General features: G+C 66.4%; 18 protein-coding genes. 12 read left to right on the forward strand and 6 right to left on the reverse strand.

The features are described 5' to 3' along the window. The 3 genes from ptsP to dhaK are packed head-to-tail and all read left to right on the forward strand — an operon-like array spanning nt 1 to nt 3,043. On the forward strand, nt 1-1,605 hold the full coding sequence (gene ptsP / locus AB4118_RS18665; protein WP_441491148.1) for a phosphoenolpyruvate--protein phosphotransferase: 1,605 nt from the start codon (nt 1-3) through the stop codon (nt 1,603-1,605). Continuing rightward, entirely contained in the window at nt 1,602-2,060 is a 459-nt protein-coding gene (locus tag AB4118_RS18670) for a hypothetical protein (RefSeq protein WP_441491149.1), read from the forward strand. Before ptsP ends, AB4118_RS18670 begins: the two co-directional genes overlap by 4 nt. Next, entirely contained in the window at nt 2,057-3,043 is a 987-nt protein-coding gene (gene dhaK / locus AB4118_RS18675) for a dihydroxyacetone kinase subunit DhaK (RefSeq protein WP_441491150.1), read from the forward strand. Before AB4118_RS18670 ends, dhaK begins: the two co-directional genes overlap by 4 nt. Nucleotides 3,044-3,134: 91 nt before the next feature. On the opposite strand, the gene AB4118_RS18680 is transcribed toward dhaK, so the two are convergent. Further along, nucleotides 3,135-4,403 carry a Gfo/Idh/MocA family protein gene (locus AB4118_RS18680; protein WP_441491151.1) on the reverse strand — a complete coding sequence of 423 codons (1,269 nt, stop codon included), beginning with the start codon at nt 4,401-4,403 and terminating at the stop codon, nt 3,135-3,137. A gap of 86 nt (nt 4,404-4,489) precedes the next feature. Continuing rightward, nucleotides 4,490-5,230: a GntR family transcriptional regulator gene (locus tag AB4118_RS18685; protein ID WP_441491152.1), complete on the reverse strand. Its 741-nt coding sequence runs from the start codon at nt 5,228-5,230 to the stop codon at nt 4,490-4,492. Nucleotides 5,231-5,645: 415 nt separating this feature from the next. Here AB4118_RS18685 and AB4118_RS18690 point away from each other — a divergent pair, with 415 nt between their 5' ends. The 6 genes from AB4118_RS18690 to AB4118_RS18715 all read left to right on the forward strand — a co-directional run bounded on the left by AB4118_RS18690 (nt 5,646) and on the right by AB4118_RS18715 (nt 12,035). After that, nucleotides 5,646-6,932, forward strand: coding sequence for an ABC transporter substrate-binding protein (locus AB4118_RS18690; RefSeq protein ID WP_441491153.1), 1,287 nt, complete (start codon nt 5,646-5,648; stop codon nt 6,930-6,932). Nucleotides 6,933-7,032: 100 nt separating this feature from the next. Continuing rightward, complete coding sequence (locus tag AB4118_RS18695) at nt 7,033-7,881, forward strand: carbohydrate ABC transporter permease (protein WP_244523698.1); 849 nt, start codon at nt 7,033-7,035, stop codon at nt 7,879-7,881. Then, nucleotides 7,874-8,752, forward strand: a complete 879-nt coding sequence (locus tag AB4118_RS18700) for a carbohydrate ABC transporter permease (RefSeq protein WP_441491154.1) — start codon at nt 7,874-7,876, stop codon at nt 8,750-8,752. Before AB4118_RS18695 ends, AB4118_RS18700 begins: the two co-directional genes overlap by 8 nt. Before the next feature lie 11 nt (nt 8,753-8,763). After that, nucleotides 8,764-9,804: a Gfo/Idh/MocA family protein gene (locus AB4118_RS18705; RefSeq protein WP_441491155.1), complete on the forward strand. Its 1,041-nt coding sequence runs from the start codon at nt 8,764-8,766 to the stop codon at nt 9,802-9,804. Next, a complete protein-coding gene (locus AB4118_RS18710) occupies nt 9,804-10,880 on the forward strand; it encodes a Gfo/Idh/MocA family protein (protein WP_441491156.1) in 1,077 nt (358 codons plus the stop codon). Before AB4118_RS18705 ends, AB4118_RS18710 begins: the two co-directional genes overlap by 1 nt. Before the next feature lie 78 nt (nt 10,881-10,958). Further along, entirely contained in the window at nt 10,959-12,035 is a 1,077-nt protein-coding gene (locus AB4118_RS18715; protein ID WP_441491157.1) for an ABC transporter ATP-binding protein, read from the forward strand. 85 nt (nt 12,036-12,120) lie between these two features. On the opposite strand, the gene AB4118_RS18720 is transcribed toward AB4118_RS18715, so the two are convergent. After that, complete coding sequence (locus tag AB4118_RS18720) at nt 12,121-13,719, reverse strand: MDR family MFS transporter (RefSeq protein WP_441491158.1); 1,599 nt, start codon at nt 13,717-13,719, stop codon at nt 12,121-12,123. Between the two features lie 86 nt (nt 13,720-13,805). After that, nucleotides 13,806-14,990, reverse strand: a complete 1,185-nt coding sequence (locus tag AB4118_RS18725; RefSeq protein ID WP_441491159.1) for an HlyD family secretion protein — start codon at nt 14,988-14,990, stop codon at nt 13,806-13,808. A 112-nt stretch (nt 14,991-15,102) separates the two neighbouring features. Here AB4118_RS18725 and AB4118_RS18730 point away from each other — a divergent pair, with 112 nt between their 5' ends. Continuing rightward, complete coding sequence (locus AB4118_RS18730) at nt 15,103-15,750, forward strand: TetR/AcrR family transcriptional regulator (RefSeq protein ID WP_441491160.1); 648 nt, start codon at nt 15,103-15,105, stop codon at nt 15,748-15,750. An 88-nt stretch (nt 15,751-15,838) separates the two neighbouring features. Here the strand turns inward: AB4118_RS18730 and AB4118_RS18735 are convergent, their stop codons facing one another. Continuing rightward, nucleotides 15,839-17,182: an aminotransferase-like domain-containing protein gene (locus tag AB4118_RS18735; protein WP_441491161.1), complete on the reverse strand. Its 1,344-nt coding sequence runs from the start codon at nt 17,180-17,182 to the stop codon at nt 15,839-15,841. Between the two features lie 181 nt (nt 17,183-17,363). On the opposite strand from AB4118_RS18735, the gene AB4118_RS18740 reads away from it, so the two are divergent. Together AB4118_RS18740 and AB4118_RS18745 are read left to right on the forward strand one after the other, a co-directional pair. Continuing rightward, nucleotides 17,364-17,633, forward strand: a complete 270-nt coding sequence (locus tag AB4118_RS18740) for a DUF1127 domain-containing protein (protein ID WP_441491162.1) — start codon at nt 17,364-17,366, stop codon at nt 17,631-17,633. Nucleotides 17,634-17,703: 70 nt separating this feature from the next. After that, entirely contained in the window at nt 17,704-18,462 is a 759-nt protein-coding gene (locus AB4118_RS18745) for a sulfite exporter TauE/SafE family protein (RefSeq protein ID WP_441491163.1), read from the forward strand. Between the two features lie 25 nt (nt 18,463-18,487). On the opposite strand, the gene AB4118_RS18750 is transcribed toward AB4118_RS18745, so the two are convergent. Then, complete coding sequence (locus tag AB4118_RS18750; protein ID WP_441491164.1) at nt 18,488-20,497, reverse strand: transcriptional regulator; 2,010 nt, start codon at nt 20,495-20,497, stop codon at nt 18,488-18,490. Between the last annotated feature and the right edge of the window lie 73 nt (nt 20,498-20,570).

Raw genomic sequence — 20,570 nt, forward strand, 5'->3', positions numbered from 1 at the left:
ATGGAACGCCGCCTTTCCGGCCTCGCCGCATCGACCGGGATCGCCTTCGGCCCGGCGGTGGTCTTTCGCGCCGTCGGCGAGATGCAGCGCAAGACGGGGCCGGTCGCAAGCGAGCGACAGGCCCTGGCGGATGCGGTTGCCGCCTCCCTCCAGGCGGTCACGGGTTTGGCTGCCAGCCTTCACGGCGAGGCCGCCGATATCGTGGGCTTCCAGGTGGCGCTGCTTGAGGACGATGCCCTGACCGAGGGGGCCTTTGCCGCAATCGAGAGTGGTGTGCCGGCCGACGCGGCCTGGCACCAGGCGCTGGCGGACGAGATCGCAGGCTATGAGGCGGCCGACGACGCCTATTTCCGCGCCCGCGCCGCAGATCTGGCAGATATCCGGGACCGGGTTCTGCGCCAGCTTTTCGGCTTGCCCGAGCTGACGGATGCGCCGCCCGGCGCCGTCATCCTGGCTCAGGACCTGCCGCCCTCCGCCTTCCTCGGCATCGATTGGTCGCAAGGTGGCGGCATCGTGCTCGGGGCCGGCAGCCCGACCAGCCATGTCGCCATGCTGGCGCGCGGGCGTGGCGTGCCGATGGTGGTCGGCATCGGCTCCGACTGGGAGGCGGTCTCCGGCACGGTCGTCGTCGACGGCATGGCGGGCCTCGTCCTGACCGGACCGTCGCGTGCGAGCATCGACGCGGCGCGGCAGCGGGCAGACGAACTCGGCCAAGTGCGGACCCAGGCGGAAACCCGCAAGCGCGAGCCTGCGCTGACCCGCGACGGGACCCCGATTACCGTGATGGTCAATGTCGCGGGGATGGCCGATGTCGCCGGCTTCCCGGCCGACGCCTGCGACGGCATCGGCCTGACCCGCACGGAGTTTCTGGTCGAGCAGGCGTTGCAGGATGAGGCGCGCCAGTTCGAGGCCTATGCCGGGTTGCTGCACTGGGCGGCCGGCCGGCCGGTGACGATCCGCACGCTCGATGCCGGCGGCGACAAGCCCATCGCCGGCTACACGCTCGATGGCGAGACCAATCCCTTTCTCGGCCTGCGCGGCATCAGGCTGTCGCTGCGCCATCCCGGAATTTTTCGCGTCCAGTTGCGCGCATTGGCCCGGGCGGCGAGCCTCGGCCCGCTCAAGATCATGCTGCCCATGGTGACGGCAGCGCGGGAACTGGAGGAGGCGAGGGGGCTGCTGGACGGCGTTCTCTCGGAACTTGCGGCCGACGGCGTGCCGCATGGCGCGCCCGCACTCGGCATCATGGTCGAGATTCCCGCGGCCGCCGTGGCGGTCGCGAGCTTCGACGCCGCGTTTTTCTCGATCGGCTCGAACGATCTGACGCAATACGCGACTGCTGCCGCGCGCGATGGGGCGGAGGTCGCGGCCTATGCCGATGTTCTGCATCCCGGCGTGCTCGCGATGATCGCGCATGTCGCGCGCCATGGTGTGGAGCAGGGTCGGGAGGTCAGCCTCTGCGGCGACGCGGGAGGCGATCCGCGCGCCATCGCCGCCTTGCTGCGGGCCGGCGTCCGGGCTGTATCGGTCTCTCCCGGGCAGCTGGCGCTGGCAAAGGAAGCGATCCGCGCGGTCGATCTCTCGCAGCCAGGGGCGGACGCATGACAGGCTTGGAAACCCTTGCCAGCGTGCCTTCGCCCTTGGCCGAGTACAAGGCGATCCTGCGCGCGGTCATCGAGAACCGTCCTTCCGGCACACGGCAGCGACTGGCGGAAGCCCTCGGCAAGAACCGCAGCTTCATCTCGCAGATCGTCAACCCGGCCTATGTCACGCCCGTGCCGGTCCAGCATCTGGAGACGATCTTCCATGTCTGCCATTTCGCGCCCCCGGAACGCGAGGCCTTCCTGAATGCTTACCGGGCCGCCCATCCCGGGCGTCTCGAGGTGGTCGACACCGCCCGGCCGATGCGCCGGCTCGTGGTCGAATTGCCGGATTTCGGCAGCGCCGACCTGAATGCCCGGGCAGACCATATCGTGCTGGGGGTCGCGCGCGGCCTGGTCTCGCTGATTCCGGTCGGGGCCGATGACGACGAAGCCGAGATGCGGGGGGAGAGCCCATGAAGAAGCTGATCAACGCGGTCGACAGCATCCTGTCGGAGAGCCTCCAGGGACTTGCCGCCATCCACGGCGATATCCTCATGCTTGGCGAAGAGGAGAAGTTCGTTCGGCGCAAGGCACTGATGCCGGGCAAGGTCGCGCTGATCTCGGGCGGGGGCTCGGGCCATGAACCCCTGCATGCCGGCTTCGTCGGCACCGGCATGCTCGATGCCGCCTGCCCGGGCCAGGTCTTCACCTCTCCGACGCCAGACCAGATGCTTGCGGCCGTCAACGCCGTCGCCACCTCGGCGGGCTCGCTCTTCATCGTCAAGAACTATGAAGGCGACGTGATGAATTTCGAGATGGCCGCCGAGATGGCCGAGACCCCGGTTGCGACGGTCATCACCGATGACGACGTTGCGGTCCCGGCCTCGACCTATTCCACCGGCCGGCGTGGCGTCGCCGGCACGCTGATCGTCGAGAAGATGGTCGGCGCGGCCGCCGAGCAGGGCCGTGATCTGAACGCGCTGAAGTCGCTCGGCGACGAGGTCAACCGGCGCACCCGCTCGATGGGCGTGGCGCTGACCTCCTGCACCGTGCCCGCAGCCGGCAAGCCGACCTTCACACTCGCCGAGGACGAGATGGAGATGGGCGTCGGCATCCACGGCGAACCGGGCCGGCGGCGCGTGAAGCTGGCAACCGCGGATGCCATCGCCGACGAGATGATGGGCGCGATCCTCGACGATCTCTCCCTGAAGAACGGCACGCCCTGCCTGCTGCTCGTCAACGGCTTCGGCGGGACTCCTGCCATGGAGCTCTATCTGATGGCCAATGCTGCAAGGCGCGTCATGGCGGGGCGCGGTCTCTCGATCGCGCGCGGGTTGGTAGGCTCTTACGTCACCTCATTGGACATGGCGGGCTGTTCGCTGACGGTGACGGCGCTGGACGACAGCCTGATCCAGCTCTGGGACGCGCCCGTCCATACGGCCGCGCTCCGCTGGGGGTAGGCGCCGCACCGTTCCGCATGCCGGCCATCGCTGGGAGGCCCGATGTCCGGTTGCGGCGCACGGCCCGGCAGTCTGCCCAACCCCGCGCGGATCAGATCTGGATGCCGTCCGGCAATCCGCCCAGTTCCTTGAGCGTGATCGGCCGGCCCTGCTTGACGCTGGCCATCGCGGCCGCGCCGCACAGCATCGACATGGCGCCGGCCAGTGCCCCGGCGCGCTGCCCGAGCGGGTCCTTGAGGCCGGGGCGCAACAGCATGTCGCGCAGGCGGTCGTCGCCACCGAAATGGCCGCCGCTGGCATGCGGCACGCGGATGCGCTCGGCCTTGCCGAAATTCCGCATCAGCATGATCTCGTCGTGGTCGGGCACCTCGAAGGCCTGGCGCTCGTACTGGCGGATCTCGATGCGGCCCTTGGTGCCGTTGAAGGCGAGGTGGTGCCCCTCGATCGGCATGAAGGTGTTGAGCGAGTAGGAGGCGATCACGCCGTTCTCGTAGCGCAGCATCGCCGTCATCGTATCGGGAATGTCGATATCCTCGCGATAGACGCAGCCATCGCGGAAATAGCCATCGACCTCGGCGGGCTCGTCATAGAGCGCCGTCAGCCAGGGATCCTTGCTGATGTCGAGATGGAAGTCGCATGCGACGGTATGCGCGCAGGTCTGGCAGCGCTCGCCGCGGAACGGGCCATTGCGGCCGTAATGGCGCTGCGTGCCGAAAGCGGAAACCTCGAGCGCGGTCGAGTCCAGGTACCAGTTCAGCAGGTCGAAATGATGGGTCGACTTGTGCACGAACAGGCTGCCGGAATTCTTCTCATAGGCGTGCCAGCGCCGGAAGTAGTCGGCGCCGTGCTTGGTATCGAGATACCAGTGGAAATCGACCGAGGTGACGGTGCCGATGGCGTTGTCGAGCAGCAGCTGCTTGATCCGGGCGGCGGTCGGCGCGAAGCGGTAGTTGAAGGTCACGTCGATCTGCCGTCCGGTGCGGATCTCGGCCTCGAGGATGCGGCGGCATTTCTCCGGCGTCGTGGTCATCGGCTTTTCCGTGATGACCCGGCAGCCGGCCTCCAGCGCCTTGATGATGATGTCGTCATGGGTGTCGTCGCGGCTGCAGACGATGACGATCTCGGGCTTTGCCACGGCGAGCATCGTGTCGACATCGGTATAGATCGGCGCATTGGTGCCGATCTCCTGGCGGGCATAGCTGGCGCGCAATTCGTTGACGTCGCAGATCGCGACGAACTCGGTGCAATCGCGCCAGCCGGCGAGGAGCTCGCGCCCCCACATGCCGGCGCCGCGGTGGCCGGTGCCGACCAGGGCCACGCGATGGCGTTCGTCACTCAAGGTCATCGCCGCATCCGTCATGTCTGCATTTCCTCGTCAGTCTCTTGTTTTTTGAAACCCTCCGGATCACCGCGCCGGGCTTGATCGCCGGCTGCAATGACCGGCCGTCAGACGAAATAGTCGGGATGGGCGACGCGCAGCCGGGCCAGGTCGGGGATGACCACGTTGAGATGGGTCTGCATGGCCTCCCGCGCGGCCTCGACGTCATGCCGCGCGATGGCGTCGCGGATGACCTCGTGCTCGCCGATGACCTGGTCCATGCGGCCGGGGACCGGCAGGGTCAGCCGGCGCGCCCGGTTGATCTGGACCTTCACCTGGCGCAGCAGCTTCCAGATGCTGGGATAGCCGGCGATCAGCGCGATCGCCTCGTGGAAGGCTTCGTCCGCCGCGTGGAAGGCGTCCATGTCGCCGATCTCGGCCAGCATCCGCTGGTTCGCCAGCTTGGCGTCGAGCTGGGCGATGTCGGCGACGGTCGCGATCTCGGCCGTGCGCTTGATCGCCGTGTCTTCAAGGGCCAGCCGGATGACCTGCGCCTCGGGGATTGCGCTGAGCGGCACATGCGAGACGAAGGTGCCCGATTGCGGGAAGATGTCGACGAGTCCGTCCTCCGAGAGGCGGATCAGCGCCTCGCGCACCGGCGTCTTGCTGACCCCGAATTGCTGGGTCAGCGCCTTCTCCTGCAGGGGGGTCCCGGGGGCCAGGTGCATGTTGACGATGGCCTCGTAGAGCTCGTCGTAGATCACCGTCGCCGTGGTGACGCGTCGCTGCGGCGGACGAAGGCCGGACTTCGCCGACCGCCCCCGCGGGACGGGCCCCTCCGCCGTTTCATGCTCGCCCTGGCGTTCCATCGCTCTCGCCTGTTCGGCCTGTGCAGCACCGCTCAAGGCGGTTTTGACATACTAGTATCTTAGTGTATCAGTTTATCAAGGCTCAAAGGAAGGCGCTTGGTTGGAACGCCACAAAACCAGCTCGCTACCGCTCGAAGCGCATGCCCGTCCGCGCTCATCCGTCTGTTGGGCATGACGGGGCAGGGTTCGCTGCACTTGCGGGCTGGGATCGGGGCCGCGCTCGTGCAAGCATGGGCGGATACAGCTCGCCGCCTGACACCAGCTCCGACGACTGCAGACGCTTTGATGCCTGAAGTATCTTTGACGCCCGAAGTAGGTTTGACGTCCGAAGACTTCCGCGCGCACCGGCGCGCCAAGAACAATAAGTTCAAACAAAAACAAAATCTGGAAACGCACCAATCGAGGGAGAAAGTCGATGAGCGCCTATTCTGTTAACCGTCGAGGGTTGCTTGGCGCCGGCGCCGGTATCGCTGCTGCTTCGCTGCTGGGCCTCAAGCCCGCAGTTGCGCAGCAAAAGGACATCAGGGTGTTCTGGTGGGGCTCGCAGGAGCGTGCCGACCGTACCAACCGGGCCGTCGATGCTTACAAGAAGGCGAATGCCGGCATCGAAGCCAAGACCGAGTTCGCCGGCTGGAGCGATTACTGGCCGCGCCTCGCCACACGGGTCGCCGGGCGCAATGCGCCGGATCTGCTCCAGATGGACTACCGGTACATGTTCGAATACGCCCGCCGCGGCGCGATCGTGCCGCTGGACCAGTACATGGGCAACGCGCTGAAGATCGAGGATTTCGGCAAGGCCAATCTCGAATCCTGCAGTGTCGACGGCAAGCTCTTCGGCATCAATCTCGGCGTGAACTCGTCCTGCGCCGTGTTCGATCCGGCTGCCTGGGAGGCGGCTGGCGTCGCGCCGCTGGCGTTCGGCAACAGCTGGGACGAGTTCGTCAGCAAATGCGCGGCCTTCGCAAAGGGCAATAAGCGCAAGAAATTCTACGCCACCATGGATGCCAGCGGCCATGAGCCGGGCTTCGAGCTCTGGCTCGTGCAGAACGGCAGGGCGCTCTATGGCGAGGATGGAAAGCTCGCCTTCGACGAAAAGGACGCGGGCAACTGGTTCAAGCTCTGGGCCGAACTGCGCAAATCGGGCGGCTGCGTACCGCCGGATGTCCAGGCCCTCGACAAGTCGACGCTCGACACCTCGACGCTGACGCTCGGCTATGCCGCGACCGCGTTCCCGCATTCCAACCAGTTCGTCGGCCTCCAGCAGCTCAACAAGGCCAAGCTCGACATCACCGCCTTCCCGGTCACGGCGGGCGGCAAGCCGGGGCAGTATCTGAAGCCGTCGCAGATGTGGTCGATCGCCTCGGATTCGAAGAACCCCGAGATCGCGGTCAAACTGGCGAACTTCACCGTGGCGGAGGCGGGCGGCGCAAAGATCCTGGGCGTCGAGCGCGGCGTGCCGGCATCCTCCGGCATGCGCGAACTCCTCGGGCCGGACCTGGACGAGGTCAGCAAGAAGGTCGTCGATTACATCGGCAAGCTCGGCCCCTACACGGCCAAGCTGCCGCCATCTCCACCCAAGGGGGCCGGCGAAGTCGCCTTCGTCCTGGAGCGGGTCAGCCAGGAAGTCGCCTTCGGTGTCTCACCGGAAGAAGGCGGCAAGAAGTTCGTCACCGAGGCCGCGTCGATCCTCAAGCGCGGGTGACGCGATGGTGTCCTTTACCGCAGGTGACGCGGTAGAAAGGCGCCCGGCGAAGCCCGGGCGTCTCAGCCGCTTCTTTTTCGCCGGCAACGGCGCGGGCTACATGTTCCTCGCGCCCTGGCTGATCGGCTTCCTCGGCCTGACGCTCGGCCCGGCGCTGGCCTCGCTCTACTTGTCCTTCACCGACTACGACCTGCTGCAGTCGCCCAAATTCGTCGGCATGGACAACTATGTCCGCATGGCCACGGGGGACGCGAAATTCGCTGCGGCGATGAAGGTGACCTTCATCTATGTCATCCTCTCCGTGCCGCTGAAGCTGATCTTCGCGCTGGCGCTGGCCATGGCATTCAACCGCGGCATCAAGGGCCTGCCGTTCTACCGTGCGGTGTTCTATCTGCCGTCGCTGCTTGGCGGTTCGGTCGCGATCGCGGTGCTCTGGCGCCAGCTCTTCGCTGCCGACGGCCTGGTGAACTCGGTGCTCTCGGTCTTCGGCATCGACGGTCCGAGCTGGATCTCCAACCCGAACTACTCGCTCTACACGCTGGTCGTGCTCTCGGTCTGGCAGTTCGGCTCGCCGATGATCATCTTCCTCGCCGGCCTGCGCCAGATTCCGCAGGACATGTACGAGGCGGCGAATATGGACGGCGCCTCGAAGGCGCGGCAGTTCTTCAGGATTACCTTGCCGCTGCTGACGCCGGTGATCTTCTTCAACTTCGTCATCCAGACGATCGACGCGTTCAAGGCCTTCACGCCGTCATTCATCATCTCGGCCGGGACGGGCGGGCCGATCAACTCGACGCTGTTCTACACGCTCTACCTCTATCAGGAGGCCTTCGGCTTCTTTCGCATGGGCTATGCCTCGGCGCTCGCCTGGGTGCTGGTGCTGATCATTGCCGTCTTCACGACTTTCTCGTTCCTGTCGGCGCGCTACTGGGTGCACTATGATGAATGACGCCGCGCATGCCGCCCCGCCCGGCGATACGCCGGAGCGGTCCATCCTGCACTCCGTGCTGATCCACTCGCTGCTGATCGGCGTCTCCGTTCTGATGCTCTATCCGCTGCTCTGGATGGTATCGGGCTCGGTGCGCCCGGCCGACGACATGTTCGGCGGGCAGACCTCGCTGATCCCGTCGCAGGTGACGCTGCAGGCCTACAAGACCGGCTGGTTCGGCCTGCAGGTCAGCTTCGGCACGTTTTTCCTGAACTCGCTGGCGATTTCGGTGCTGGCGACGATCGGCAACGTCATGGCCGCCTCGGTCACGGCCTTTGCCTTCTCGCGGCTCGAGTTCTTCGGCAAGAGCTTCTGGTTCGCGTTGATGCTGGGCACGCTGATGCTGCCCTATCACGTGACCCTGATCCCGCAATATGTCCTCTTCCTGAAGATGGACTGGGTGAACACCTGGCTGCCTCTGGTCGTTCCGAAATATTTCGCGGTCGACGCCTTCTTCATCTTTCTGATGGTCCAGTTCTTCCGTGGCCTGCCGCGTGAACTCGACGAGGCGGCGATGATGGATGGCTGCAGCGCCTGGCGGATCTACTGGAAGATCGTGCTGCCGCTCTCGCTGCCGGTTCTGGCGACCGCCGCGATCTTCTCCTTCATCTGGACCTGGGAGGATTTCTTCGGGCCGCTGATCTATCTCGGCGACATCCACAGCTACACCGTGCAGATCGGCCTGCGCTCGCTGATCGACTCGAGCGGCACCTCGGACTGGGGAGCGTTGTTTGCGATGTCGGTGCTGTCGCTGATCCCGATCTTCCTGATCTTCCTGTTCTTCCAGCGGTTGCTGATCGAAGGCATCGCCACCACCGGCATGAAGCGCTGAGGATGCCTGCGATGAGAGTGCTGAACTTCGCCGTGATCGGCATCAACCACGACCACATCCATGGTCAGATCGGCGCGCTCCGGCGCACCGGTGCCACCTGCGCCGGCTTCTACGCGGCCGAGGACGATCTCGCGGCCGCGTTCATGGCCAGGTACCCGGAGATCCCGCGTGTCACTGAGGCGGCCCGGCTCTATGAGGACCGGGCGATCGACCTGGTCGTGAGCGCTGCGGTTCCCGCCGACCGCGCCGCGATCGCGATCACCGCGATGCGCCACGGCAAGGACGTGATGCTGGACAAGCCGGGGGTGACCAGTCTGGCCCAGCTGCATGAGGTCAAGGCGGTGCAGGCCGAGACCAGGCGGATCGTCTCGATCATGTATTCTGAGCATTTCGAGGTGGCGGCGACGGTGAGGGCCGGCGAGCTGGTGGCGGCAGGCGCGATCGGCGAGGTCGTCAACCTGATCGGCATGGGCCCGCACCGGCTGCGCAAACCCGAGCGCCCGGGCTGGTTCTTCGAGCGCGAGCGCTATGGCGGCATCCTGACCGACATCGCCTCGCATCAATGCGAGCAGTTCCTGTTCTTCGCCGCAGCCGACGACGCCGAGATCCTCTCCGCCTCGGTCGGCAACCGCGCCAATGCCGACCGGCCTGGCCTGCAGGATGTCGGCGACATGCACCTGCGCACGCAAAATGGCGTCACCGGCTATATCCGCGTCGACTGGTTCACGCCCGACGGGCTGCCGACCTGGGGCGATGGCAGGCTGACCATCATCGGCACGCAGGGCACGATCGAGCTGCGCAAGTATGTCGACATCGCCGGCCGTCCGGGCAAGGACCATCTTTTCCTCGTCGACCGCAGCGGCATGCAGCATATCGACTGCTCGGCTGTGGAGCTGCCCTATGGCCGCCAGCTCGTAGCCGACGTCTTGGACCGGACCGAGACGGCGATGCCGCAGGCGCGCTGCTTCAAGGCGATGGAGATCGCCCTCAAGGCTCAGCACCTTGCCGAGACCGGCAGGCTGCCGAGCGCATCGTCCCAAGAGGCTGCCTGATGAGTGAAGTGAAATCCGTCGCGGTGGTCGGCTGCAATATCGGCCGCTCGCATATCCTCGAAGGCTATGCGCCACGGCCCGAGCGCTGGCGCCTTGCCGCGGTCTGCGACCTCAATCAGGAGCGGCTCGACAAGGTCGCCGACGAGTTCTCGGCCGAAAGCCGTACGCAGCATTTCGACGAGCTGCTCGGCCGCGACGATATCGACGTCATCGATATCGCGACCCCGCCGGCGACCCATCTCGAGCTCGTTACGAGGGCGCTCGCCGCCGGCAAGCATGTCGTCTGCGAAAAGCCGCTGGTCGGTTCGCTCTTCGACGCCGACCGCCTGCTTACGGCGGAGGCGCAGAGCGGGCGCATCCTGATGCCGGTCTTCCAGTACCGCTATGGCGACGGGGTGCAGAAGGCCAAGCGCATCATCGATTCCGGCATCGCCGGCACACCCTATCTCGGCACGGTCGAGACCCATTGGAAGCGCACGGCCGCCTATTACGACGTGCCATGGCGCGGTAAATGGGAGACCGAGCTCGGCGGCGTGCTGATGACCCACGCCATCCATATCCACGACATGCTGACCTATCTTATGGGGCCGGTGGCGAAGCTGTTCGCCCGCGCCGTGACGCGGGTCAACGCGATCGAGGTCGAGGATTGCGTCGCCGCCTCGCTGGAGATGCAGAGCGGCGCCCTGGTCGCGGCCAGCGCGACGCTGGGCGCGCAAAACGAGATCAGCCGCTTCCGGCTCTGCTTCGAGAACGTGACCTTCGAGAGCGGCGGCGGCTGCTATTCGCCCGGCGACGATCCCTGGACGGTCCTGCCGGCGAATGACGCCGTGGCGGCCCGGATCGAGGGGCTGCTGGCCGACTACCAGCCGGTCGGACGGCGCTTCCTCGGCCAGATGGATGCGTTCCACGAGGCCTTGAACGGGCGGGCGCCGGTTCCGGTGACGATCGCCGATGCGCGCCGGGCGCTGGAACTGGCGACGGCCTTCTACCAGTCGGCGCAGACCGGCGCGGATGTCTCACTGCCGATCGGGCCGGATCACCCGAAATACACGAGCTGGCGCCCGAACGGGCACTGAACCGGGACAAGAACACCAGGACCGATCGCTGTCACACGGCCGGAACGGCGGGGCGATCGGCAAGATGGGGAGGACGAGATGGCGACGAGCATCAAGCTCAACAAGGTGGTGAAGCGCTACGGCGCAGTCGAGGTCATCCACGGCATCGACCTTGCGATCGATCCGGGCGAGTTCGTCGTCTTCGTCGGTCCCTCGGGATGCGGCAAGTCGACCTTGCTGCGGATGATCGCCGGGCTGGAGAAGATCACCGGCGGCGACCTCCTGATCGACGGCGAGCGCATGAACGATGTCCCGGCCTCGCAGCGCGGCATCGCCATGGTGTTCCAGTCCTACGCGCTCTACCCGCACATGACCGTCTACAAGAACCTGGCCTTTGGCCTGGAGACGGCCGGCTACAGGAAGGCCGAGATCGACGAACGCGTGCAGCGTGTCGCCAGGATCCTGAAGATCGAGAGCTATCTGCAGCGCCGCCCCCGCGCCCTGTCCGGCGGCCAGCGCCAGCGCGTCGCCATCGGCCGGGCGATCGTGCGCGAGCCCAAGATCTTCCTGTTCGACGAGCCGCTCTCCAATCTCGACGCCGAGCTGCGCGTGCAGATGCGTGTCGAGATCGCCAAGCTGCACCAGGACCTCGGCAACACGATGATCTACGTCACCCATGACCAGGTCGAGGCCATGACCATGGCCGACAAGATCGTGGTGCTGCGCGACGGCATCGTGATGCAGGCCGGCGCGCCGCTCGAACTCTATAACCGGCCGGCCAACCAGTTCGTTGCCGGTTTCATCGGCTCGCCGAAGATGAACTTCCTGGCGGCGCGCGCCAGCGCTGCGGCCAACATGATCGAGGTCGCCGGCCGCAATGTCTCCCTCGATGCGGCTCTGGCCGTGCGCCAGGACGAGCCGCTGACCTTCGGCGTCCGCCCCGAGCATATCGCGGTCGGCGGCGAGGCGGGCGAAGTGCTCGGAGAGGTCAAGGTCCAGCTCGTCGAGCATCTCGGCGGCGGGACCGTGCTTTACGCCACCACGGCGGGAGGCGAGAATCTGACGATCTCGGCCGCCGGGCAATTGCGCGTCCGGCACGGCGAGAATGTGCCGCTGCGCATCGACCCGTCGATCTGCCACGTCTTCGACAGCCAGGGCATGGCGCTGCGCAGCTGAGCGAGGCGGCCGAGCCCGAGCTTCACACGCGCCGAGGACGAGAGGGAGATGGGCGTCGGCATCCACCGCTTCGGGGCAGGGCGTTTCAATGCGCGGCCGCTGCACCGCCGCCTTGGCCCTTCCTGGCGAACAGGACCACGATCGCGGCGAGGACCAGGATGATGCCGATGACGGCGAAGGTGTCGCTGAAGCCGAGCACCAGGGCCTGGCGCTTCACCGTCTTGCCGAGCGCGATGACCGCCTGCTGCTGCGCGGCTGCATGGTCGGAGATGCCATGCGCCATGAAGTAGTTCGTCATCTGGTCGAGGCGGGTGCGGACCTCCTCGCGGAAGGGCGTGACCGCCTGGCCGATAATGTTGGAGTGGAACTGCTCGCGCTTGGTGATGATCGTGCCGAGCACCGCGGTGCCGACCGCGCCACCGAGATTGCGCAGCATGTTGAACAAGCCCGACGCATTGGCGGCGTCCTTCGGCTGGATGCTCATCATCGCGATCGCCGTCAGCGGCGTGATCACCATGGACTGGCCGACGGCGCGCACGACATTGGGCCAGAACAGCTGGTCGCCGGAATAGTCGAGCGACATGTGGATGTTCATGAAGCAGGAGGCCGCAAACAGCGAGATGCCGACGAAGGTGATGTAGCGCACGTCGAAACGCTTCATCAGCATCGGGACGAGCGGGATCAGCAGGAGCTGCGGCAGGCCGGTCCAGGCCAGCACCTTGCCGATCTGCTCGGCATTATAGCCCTGCACCTGGCCGAGATATTGCGGCAGCACATAGACCGAGCCGAACAGGCCGAAGCCGACGAGGACATTGGCGATCGTGCCGACGGTGAAATTGCGGTTCTTCAGCAAGGAGAGGTCGACGAGGGGCTTCTTCACCCGGAGCTCGATCCAGATGAAGGCCGCCAGGAACACGACCGCGATCGCGGTGAGGCGGATGATGAAACTCGACTGGAACCAGTCCTCCTTGTTGCCTTCCTCGAGCAGGGTCTGCAGCGCCGACAGGCCGATCGCCATCGTGGCGATGCCCGCCCAGTCGCCTTCGCGCAATAGCCCGAGCTGCATGGGCTGGTTTTCCAGCGTGAAGGCGAGGGCGAACACCATCGCGATGCTCGGGATGGTGTTGATGAAGAAGATGGTCTGCCAGCCGTAATTCTCGGTCAGGTAGCCGCCGATGGTCGGGCCGATGGCGGGCGCGAAGGTCACGGCCAGCGCGAACATCGCCAGGCCCATCGGCTGCTGCGACTTCGGCAGGCGCGTCACCACCATGGTGAAGGCCATGGGGATCAGGACGCCGCCGGCAAAACCCTGCAGTCCGCGCAGCGCGATCATCTGGCCAAGTGTGGTGGCGAAGGCGCAGGCCATGGAGAACAGCGCGAAGGCGACCGTGCTCCAGATCATGTAGCGCTTGAATGAGAACACCCGGCTGAGAAAGCTCGTCAGCGGGATGACGATGATCTCGCCGATCAGATAGGAGGTCGAGATCCAGGCGCCGTTGTCGACGCCGGTCCCGATGCCGCCCTCGATGTCGAGCAGCGAGGCATTGGTGATCTGGATGTTGAGGATCGCCATGAAGGCGCCGATCGCGCCGGCGATGATCGCGATCCAGGTGGAGAGGCTGGCCTTGTCCTGCGCGGGAAGAGCCTGCGGGGGGAGGGCGGCAGTCGGCGTTTGGTTCGGCATGACCCAGCTCCTTGCAAGCCAGGCGCGCGTCCCGGAAGCATGCTCCGCAAGACCGGGGCGCGGCCTTGCGACATGCTCAGGATCGGCTAGCGCGCGTCTGCCACGACATCGGCGTTCGAGACCTTGGTGTTGATCGTCGGCACGACCGACATGCCCGGGCGCAGATCACCCGCCAGGCCATGGCCGGCGTCGAGCACGATCTTAACCGGAACGCGCTGGACGACCTTGGTGAAGTTGCCGGTCGCGTTGTCCGGGGGCAGCAGGGCGAATTCCTGGCCGCTGGCCGGCGCGATGCTGTCGACATGGCCCTCGACCTTGACGCCCGGGAACATGTCGACCTCGACCTCGACCGCCTGGCCGGGCTTCACCCCGGTGAGCTGCGTCTCCTTGAAGTTCGCGACGATATAGGTGCCGGCGAGCGGCACGACCGCCATGAGCTGCGTGCCGGCCTGCACGTACTGGCCGATGCGCAGCGTGCGGTTGCCGACGACGCCGTCGACCGGGGCGGTGATCTCGGCATAGGACAGGTTGAGTTCGGCCTGGCGCTGCACGGCCTCGTCACGCGCGACGGTCGCCCGTGCCTGGGCGAGATCGGCCTTGATCAGGTCTACCTGCTTCTGCGCTGCGGCGAGCGCTGCCGTGTCGCGGTCGGTTGCGGCGCGGGCAGCCGCGATCTTGGCAACGGCGGCCTGCGCGTTCTGCACGGAGCCGTAGCCGGTCCTGGCCAGGTTCGTGTAGCGGTCATTGTCCTGCTCGGCGAAGGTCTGGTTGGCCTTGTCGACCTCGACGGTCGCCCGGGCGGTGTCGATCAGCGATTGCTGGGCGTCGAGCTGGGCCTGCTTGCTGGCGACGGCGGCGTGGGCAGCCGCGACCTCGGCCTTGGCCTGGTCCAGCGCGACGCGGAGGTCGCGGTCGTCGATCCGGGCGAGGACCTGGCCGGCCTTCACCGGCTCGTTGTCGCGCACCAGCACCGCTCCGATATAGCCCGAGATCTTGGGGGCGATCGTGGTGCTGTCCGCCTTGACATAGGCGTCGTCGGTCGAGACCTCGAAACGGCCGGTTGTCCAGTAATCATGGCCCCAGAAACCGGCGCCAAGCAGTGCGGCCAGCGCGACGCCAGCAAGCGCCGCCTGGCGCAGCCTGCGCTTCGGCTGAACGGGGGCTGCGGGGGAGGCAGCCGCTTCGGCCAGCTTCTCCGCGACGATCCCCGGCACTGCCTCGTTGGCGGGGATGGCGCGTTCGGCGGAAATCCGATCCTGATGGGTGCTCATCGCTTCATCTCCTGCAGGGCTGGGCGATCAGCCGTTCCTGCAATATGGAAACTTGATGTTTTCTAAAATAGTATCTATCTTTCCCGTGTCAACGATAATTTGGAAAACCGTCATGGTACAAATTCACGAAACAGTGAAACGCTGCCGCGGACGGCCACAGACCCGGCCCGACGAGGAGACGATGCGCCTGATCGTCGAGGCTGCGGACCGTGAGTTCCAGTCGAACGGCTATGCCGGCACGAATATCAAGGCGGTGGCCGACCGGGCCGGCGTCTCGACCAAGACGCTCTACAAGCTCGTGCCGACCAAGGCCGGGCTCTTCGAGGCGACGATCCGTCTTCGCATCAGCCGCTTCCTGCTCGATCTGGACGACGAGGTCGGCGAGGAGCTCGACCCGCGCGAGGCGCTGGAACGCATCCTGTTCGCCTTCGGCGTGCTGACGCTGAGCGCCGAGACGATCGCCATCAACCGGCTCGTCATCGGCGAATGCGGGCGCTTCCCCGAGGTCGCGCGCGCGTTCTACCAACTGGCGATCGTGCCGGTGAACGGCGTCATCGAGGCCTGGCTGACGCAGCAGAAGGACAAGGGCACGCTTCGCATCGACGATGTCCATATCGCGTCGGGCATGCTGCGCGGCATGATGATCATGGAGCCGCAGCGCACCGCGATGATGGGGCAGCGCGCCGCACCGCATCGCGACGAGATCGCACTTCGCGCCCGGCAATGCGCCGAGGTGTTCTATAACGGCTGCAGGATGTGAGGCGCCGAGATCTGACGGAGAGGGGGGCTTGGCCGGGCCTGCCCGCCGGTCCCTGGACACGGAGTGCGTATGAGCGGCCGCGCGTCGCTCATTCCGTCGAGTCGAAGTCGTCCTCCCCGCCATTCAGCATCGCGGTCAGTGTGCGCAGGCCGGTATCGAGCTGATCCATCGTCGGGGAGGCCAGCGCCAGCCTGACGGCGTTGGGCGCATGGCCGGGGCTGACGGCGAAGGTCGAGGACGGCGTCAACGCGATGTCGCGCCTGGCTGCCGCCGCGACGAAGGCCTGCGAGCGCCAATGCGCCGGCAAGGTCAGCCAGAGATGATAGCATTTTCCGTTGGTCCGGATGTCGAAGCCGGAGAGACGGTCGGCCGCCAATCTCTGGCGCGCCCGCGCGTCGAGGCGCTTCAGTCTCGCAAGCGCGGCAACGGTGCCGTCGCCCAGCATCCGCTGCGCCGCCGCAAACGCAAATCCCGAGGCGGTCCAGCCGCCCGCGCGCACCGAGGCCGCCACGCTTTCCCGCAGGCGCGGGGGCGACGCGATGAAGCCAAGCGTCAGGCCGGGCGCGACCTTCTTGGAGAGGCTGTCGATGACGATGCAGGACGCGGGCGCCAACGCGGCAAGCGGTGGCTGATCGTCGAGGAAGCCGTAGACATTGTCCTCGATGACCGGAAGCGCGAGTTCCTCGACAACGCGCAGGAGATCGGCTCTGCGCGCCGCATTCATCGTCACGCCCAGCGGATTCTGGACCGCTGGCTGAACATAGATGGCCGAGAGCTGAGCCTCGCGATGCGCCCTTTGCACCGCGTCGGGCCGCAGGCCGTCTTCGTCCATCGCCAGCGGCACCAGCGAAATCCCGAGCCGGGCGGCGATGCTCTTGATGAAAGGGTAGGTCAAGGCCTCCACGCCGCAGCGACCGCCCGCTGGAACGACCGCAGCGAGCGCTGCGGCAAGGCTCTGGCGGCCATTGCCGGTGAACACGAGCTGTTCGGGCGAGGGGGACCATGCGCCCTGCGACAGATACGCGGCCGCGACGCCTCTCACGGCCGGCGTCCCGATGCTGGTCGCCTGTCGCAACGCGGCATCCAGCGCGGCAGGATTGTCCAGGCCGCCCAGGCTCTTGGCGATCATCACGGTCTGGTCGGGAAGGATCGGGTAATTGAACTCGAGGTCGATCCGGCTGCCATGCGGCTCGCCTGGCGCCGCCACGCCACGCCTGGCATCGCCTGAGATGAAGGTGCCCCTGCCGACTTCGCCGACGACGAGGCCGCGGCGCAACAGCTCGGCATAGACGCGGCTCGCCGTCGAGACGGCGATCGCGCGGTCATAGGCGAAGCTGCGCTGCGGCGGCAGGCGGTCGCCCGGCTTGAGCGTGCCGTCGGCGATCTCCGCGGCGATCGCGTCGGCGAGCTTCAGATAATCGGATTTCGACATTATTGCACCGAGGTCAATGTTTCGATTGCTCGGAGCATTATGTCGGATCATTTTGTCCGCATCAACGTGATTGAACCGGGAGCCGCGACGTCTTCGGGACTCAAAGCAGCAGGTGGCCCGCTCGGCGAGCGCTTGCGGCTGTGGTGTCGCCTTGCCCGGATCGAGCATTGGGAGACAGGACATGTCTGCAATTCCTTCAATCTCACCTTCCGTGACGCCCATTCCTGCAACCTTCGCCCGGCCTGCGGTCGCAGGGACGCCCGGCGCACCGTTCCGGCTGCTCGGCGCCTGTTACCGCTGGATCGCGGGCTATTTCGTCCGCCGCGACGCGATTGCATGGCTTCGCGAATGTGATGACGCGGCATTGCGGGATATCGGCCTGGCGCGGAGCGAGATCGAAGACGCGGTCCGCGGCCTCGTCAGCCCTTCCGGTGGAGCGAGGAGGGGATGATGGCCTCCTCGGCCGCGATGGGCCCTTGCGCAGGCGGAGACCGGCACGCGTCCTCCATGGAGGCCGCCACATGGACCTGACCTGGGCCACGATCCTGGTCGCCTTTGCCGGCGTCTTTCTGATTGGCTTCATGCGGGGAGCTTTTGGCGGCGGCTTCGCCATCATCGGCATTCCGCTGTTGTCCCTCGTGATGGACCCGGTCACTGCCGGCGGGCTGCTCGCGCCCCTGTTCATCGCGATGGATCTCTATGCGCTGCGCTACTTCAAGCCCTCGACCTGGTCGAAGCCGGATCTCGTGCTGCTCCTGCCGGGGCTCGTGATCGGCATCGGGGCGGGCTTTCTGCTGTTCCGCTCTCTCGACCACCGGACTGTCACGCTCGCGATGGGGGTGATCACCCTGATCTTCGTCGGCCTCTGGCTTGTCGGAGGCGCTGAGGTGACGATCCGGCCGCGTTCGACGCCGAAGGCGATCACGGCTGGTCTCGCCTCGGGTGTCACGACCATGGTCGCCCATTCCGGCGGGCCGCCGCTGGCGATGTATCTGCTGCCGCTCGGCCTCGGCAAGGAGATCTATGCGGGCACCACGAGCCTGTTCTTCACGGTCGGCAACGCGACCAAGCTGGTGCCGTGGCTGCTGCTGGTGAAGCCGAGCGCCCATGTCTGGACCTTGATGGCGCTTTGCCTGCTCGCCATTCCCATGGGCGTCGGGCTGGGCTGGCGGCTGCACGGCGCGCTCGACCAGCGCCAGATCTATCGCGCCTGCTACGCGCTTCTTGTCGTGACGGCGCTGAAATTGCTGTGGGACGGCATTTCCGGATTTTGGGGCTGAGCGCGACTGTCTGCACCTCGCGCTTTCACGGGGCCAGGCCGATGGCTGCCGCAGCCTTGCGGTAGCGCATCTGGGTATCCGCTTCGAACCTGAACGTAGTCAGGAAATCGTCGAGCCGGTAACCCGGGTTGAGGGCATGGATGCGTGCGACGTGGGTGCGCGCCTCCTCGATACGGCCGGCAAGCGCGAGGCAATGCGCGGCGATGGCCAGGATGTGCACATGCGCATTGGGGCGCGCGGCCGCCTTCACGCCCCAATGCGCCGCCTCCGCGAAGGCGCCCAGCCTGACCAGCGCCATCGCACGCGTGCCCAGAATGCCAAACAGCAAGGGATCATGCGGGCTCAGCAGACGGGAGTGGTCGGACGCCGCGATCGCGGTTTCGGGATCCCCCGCCTGGCAGTGGACGAAGGCGAGAGCGTAATGCCCGAGCGCGAAATTCGGGCTGAGCGCCACGGACCGTTCCAGCGCGCCGATGGCTTCGGCTTGATCGCCGACGAGCCACATGGCTCGTCCCATCGACCAATGGGCGGCGGGATTCTGCTCGTCGATCAACAGGCTCTGTTCGGCGGTTTCGATGGCCCGTCGGACTTCGTCATTCCGTTCGCCCCAGCGCTGGAAGGCCCTTTGCCAATGCGTGAAGGACAGGCCGGCCTGGGCGCGCGAAAAGGTCGGGTCGAGCTGCGCCGAGCGGCGGAAGAACGCCGCGGCCTGCTCATTTTCCGCGGCGGTGAAGCGGTACATGTGCCAGAGCCCGCGATGATAGGCTTCCCACGCGTCGAGCGACTCCGGAGGTCTCAGGATCGCGCGATTGCGCTCCGCGGTCTCGATTTCGGAAGCGATCGCCGAAACGATGCCGTTGCCGATCTCGTCGAGCACGGCGAGCCGATCGAGCGAAGAGGCCTCGAACCGGTCCGTCCAGACGATATGCGCACTCGCCGCCTCGACGACTTCGATGACGGCGGTGGTGGCGCTCTCGTGCCGCTCCAGCAGCCCGGTGACGACATAGCGGACGCCCAGCCGCTCGCCGATCTCGCGATATCCCAGCTGCTCCGGCGCAATCGCGAAGACCGAGCCGCGCGCGATGACGAAGAGCCCACGCAGACGCGCCAGGCGACTGATCACGTCATGTGTCAGAGCGTTGCCGAGATCGCTGGGGCCGATGCCGTCCGGGCTCACTTCCTGAAGCGGCATGATCGCAACGGAAATCCGGTGCTGCGCCGAAGGCTCTGTCGTCTCATGGCCGGCGGCCTCGGCGGCCTCGGCGGCGGCGGCGGACGCGGGCGTCGTCCTCAACTCCCTCCAGGCGGCCGCGATGGGGGCGAAATCGATGCCGTCGGCCGCGAAACTCCTGGCGGTCCTCTCGAGGTGCCGGGTGCAGTCGTCGATCAGGCGCCGATCGTAGAGTTCGGCCAGGAACCGGGCGTGCGCGCCGATATCGAACGGCGAAAGCTCGATCCATCTGCGGGCCGCGGCCCAGCCTGCTGGCGTTCCCCTCGCTGTCCTGCGCGCCGTCTCGGCCACCAATGCGATTTCGAACGAGCGGAACTCGCTCCGGCGGCTCGCCACCCAGTGTTCGAACTCGATGCTCTGGGCGAGCTCGGTGCCTTCCAGGAATTCTTGCTCCGCCGCGGCAGTGAGCGACTGCAGCTCCGTGTCGCCAAGCCGCCCGAAGCCGGCTTCGGCAGCCGCAAGCAGGCGCAGGACATCGACATCGCAGCCCGCGAGATCGAGCGCGATGCCGTCATCGCAGGCTAAGACGCGACGATGAGCGGGGTCGTCGAGCAGCGCTCGCAGCTTGCTGAGGCACCATCTCAGCTCGCCGCGCGGATCGTCGGGGACCTGCCATAACAGGCTGCAGAGGCGCTCGCGGGGAACCGGACGCGAAGCCAGCGCGAGATAGGCAAGCAGCGCCCGCACCTTGCGCGAGGGCGGAAGCGTCTCGGCCGCACCGGCGCGCAGGAGCTTCAGCGGACCGAGGAGCCGGAGCTCGAGCCCGGGCCTTGAAAAATCGGCATCGGAACCCTGCGATTCCATGCGCACTCCAACGGTGGCTCCCACGCGGAGTACCCCACCGCCATCCTAGCATCCCCTGACTATCCGCACAGCC

It is taken from the genome of Allobosea sp. 2RAB26 (assembly GCF_052115465.1).
Lineage (GTDB): Bacteria > Pseudomonadota > Alphaproteobacteria > Rhizobiales > Beijerinckiaceae > Allobosea.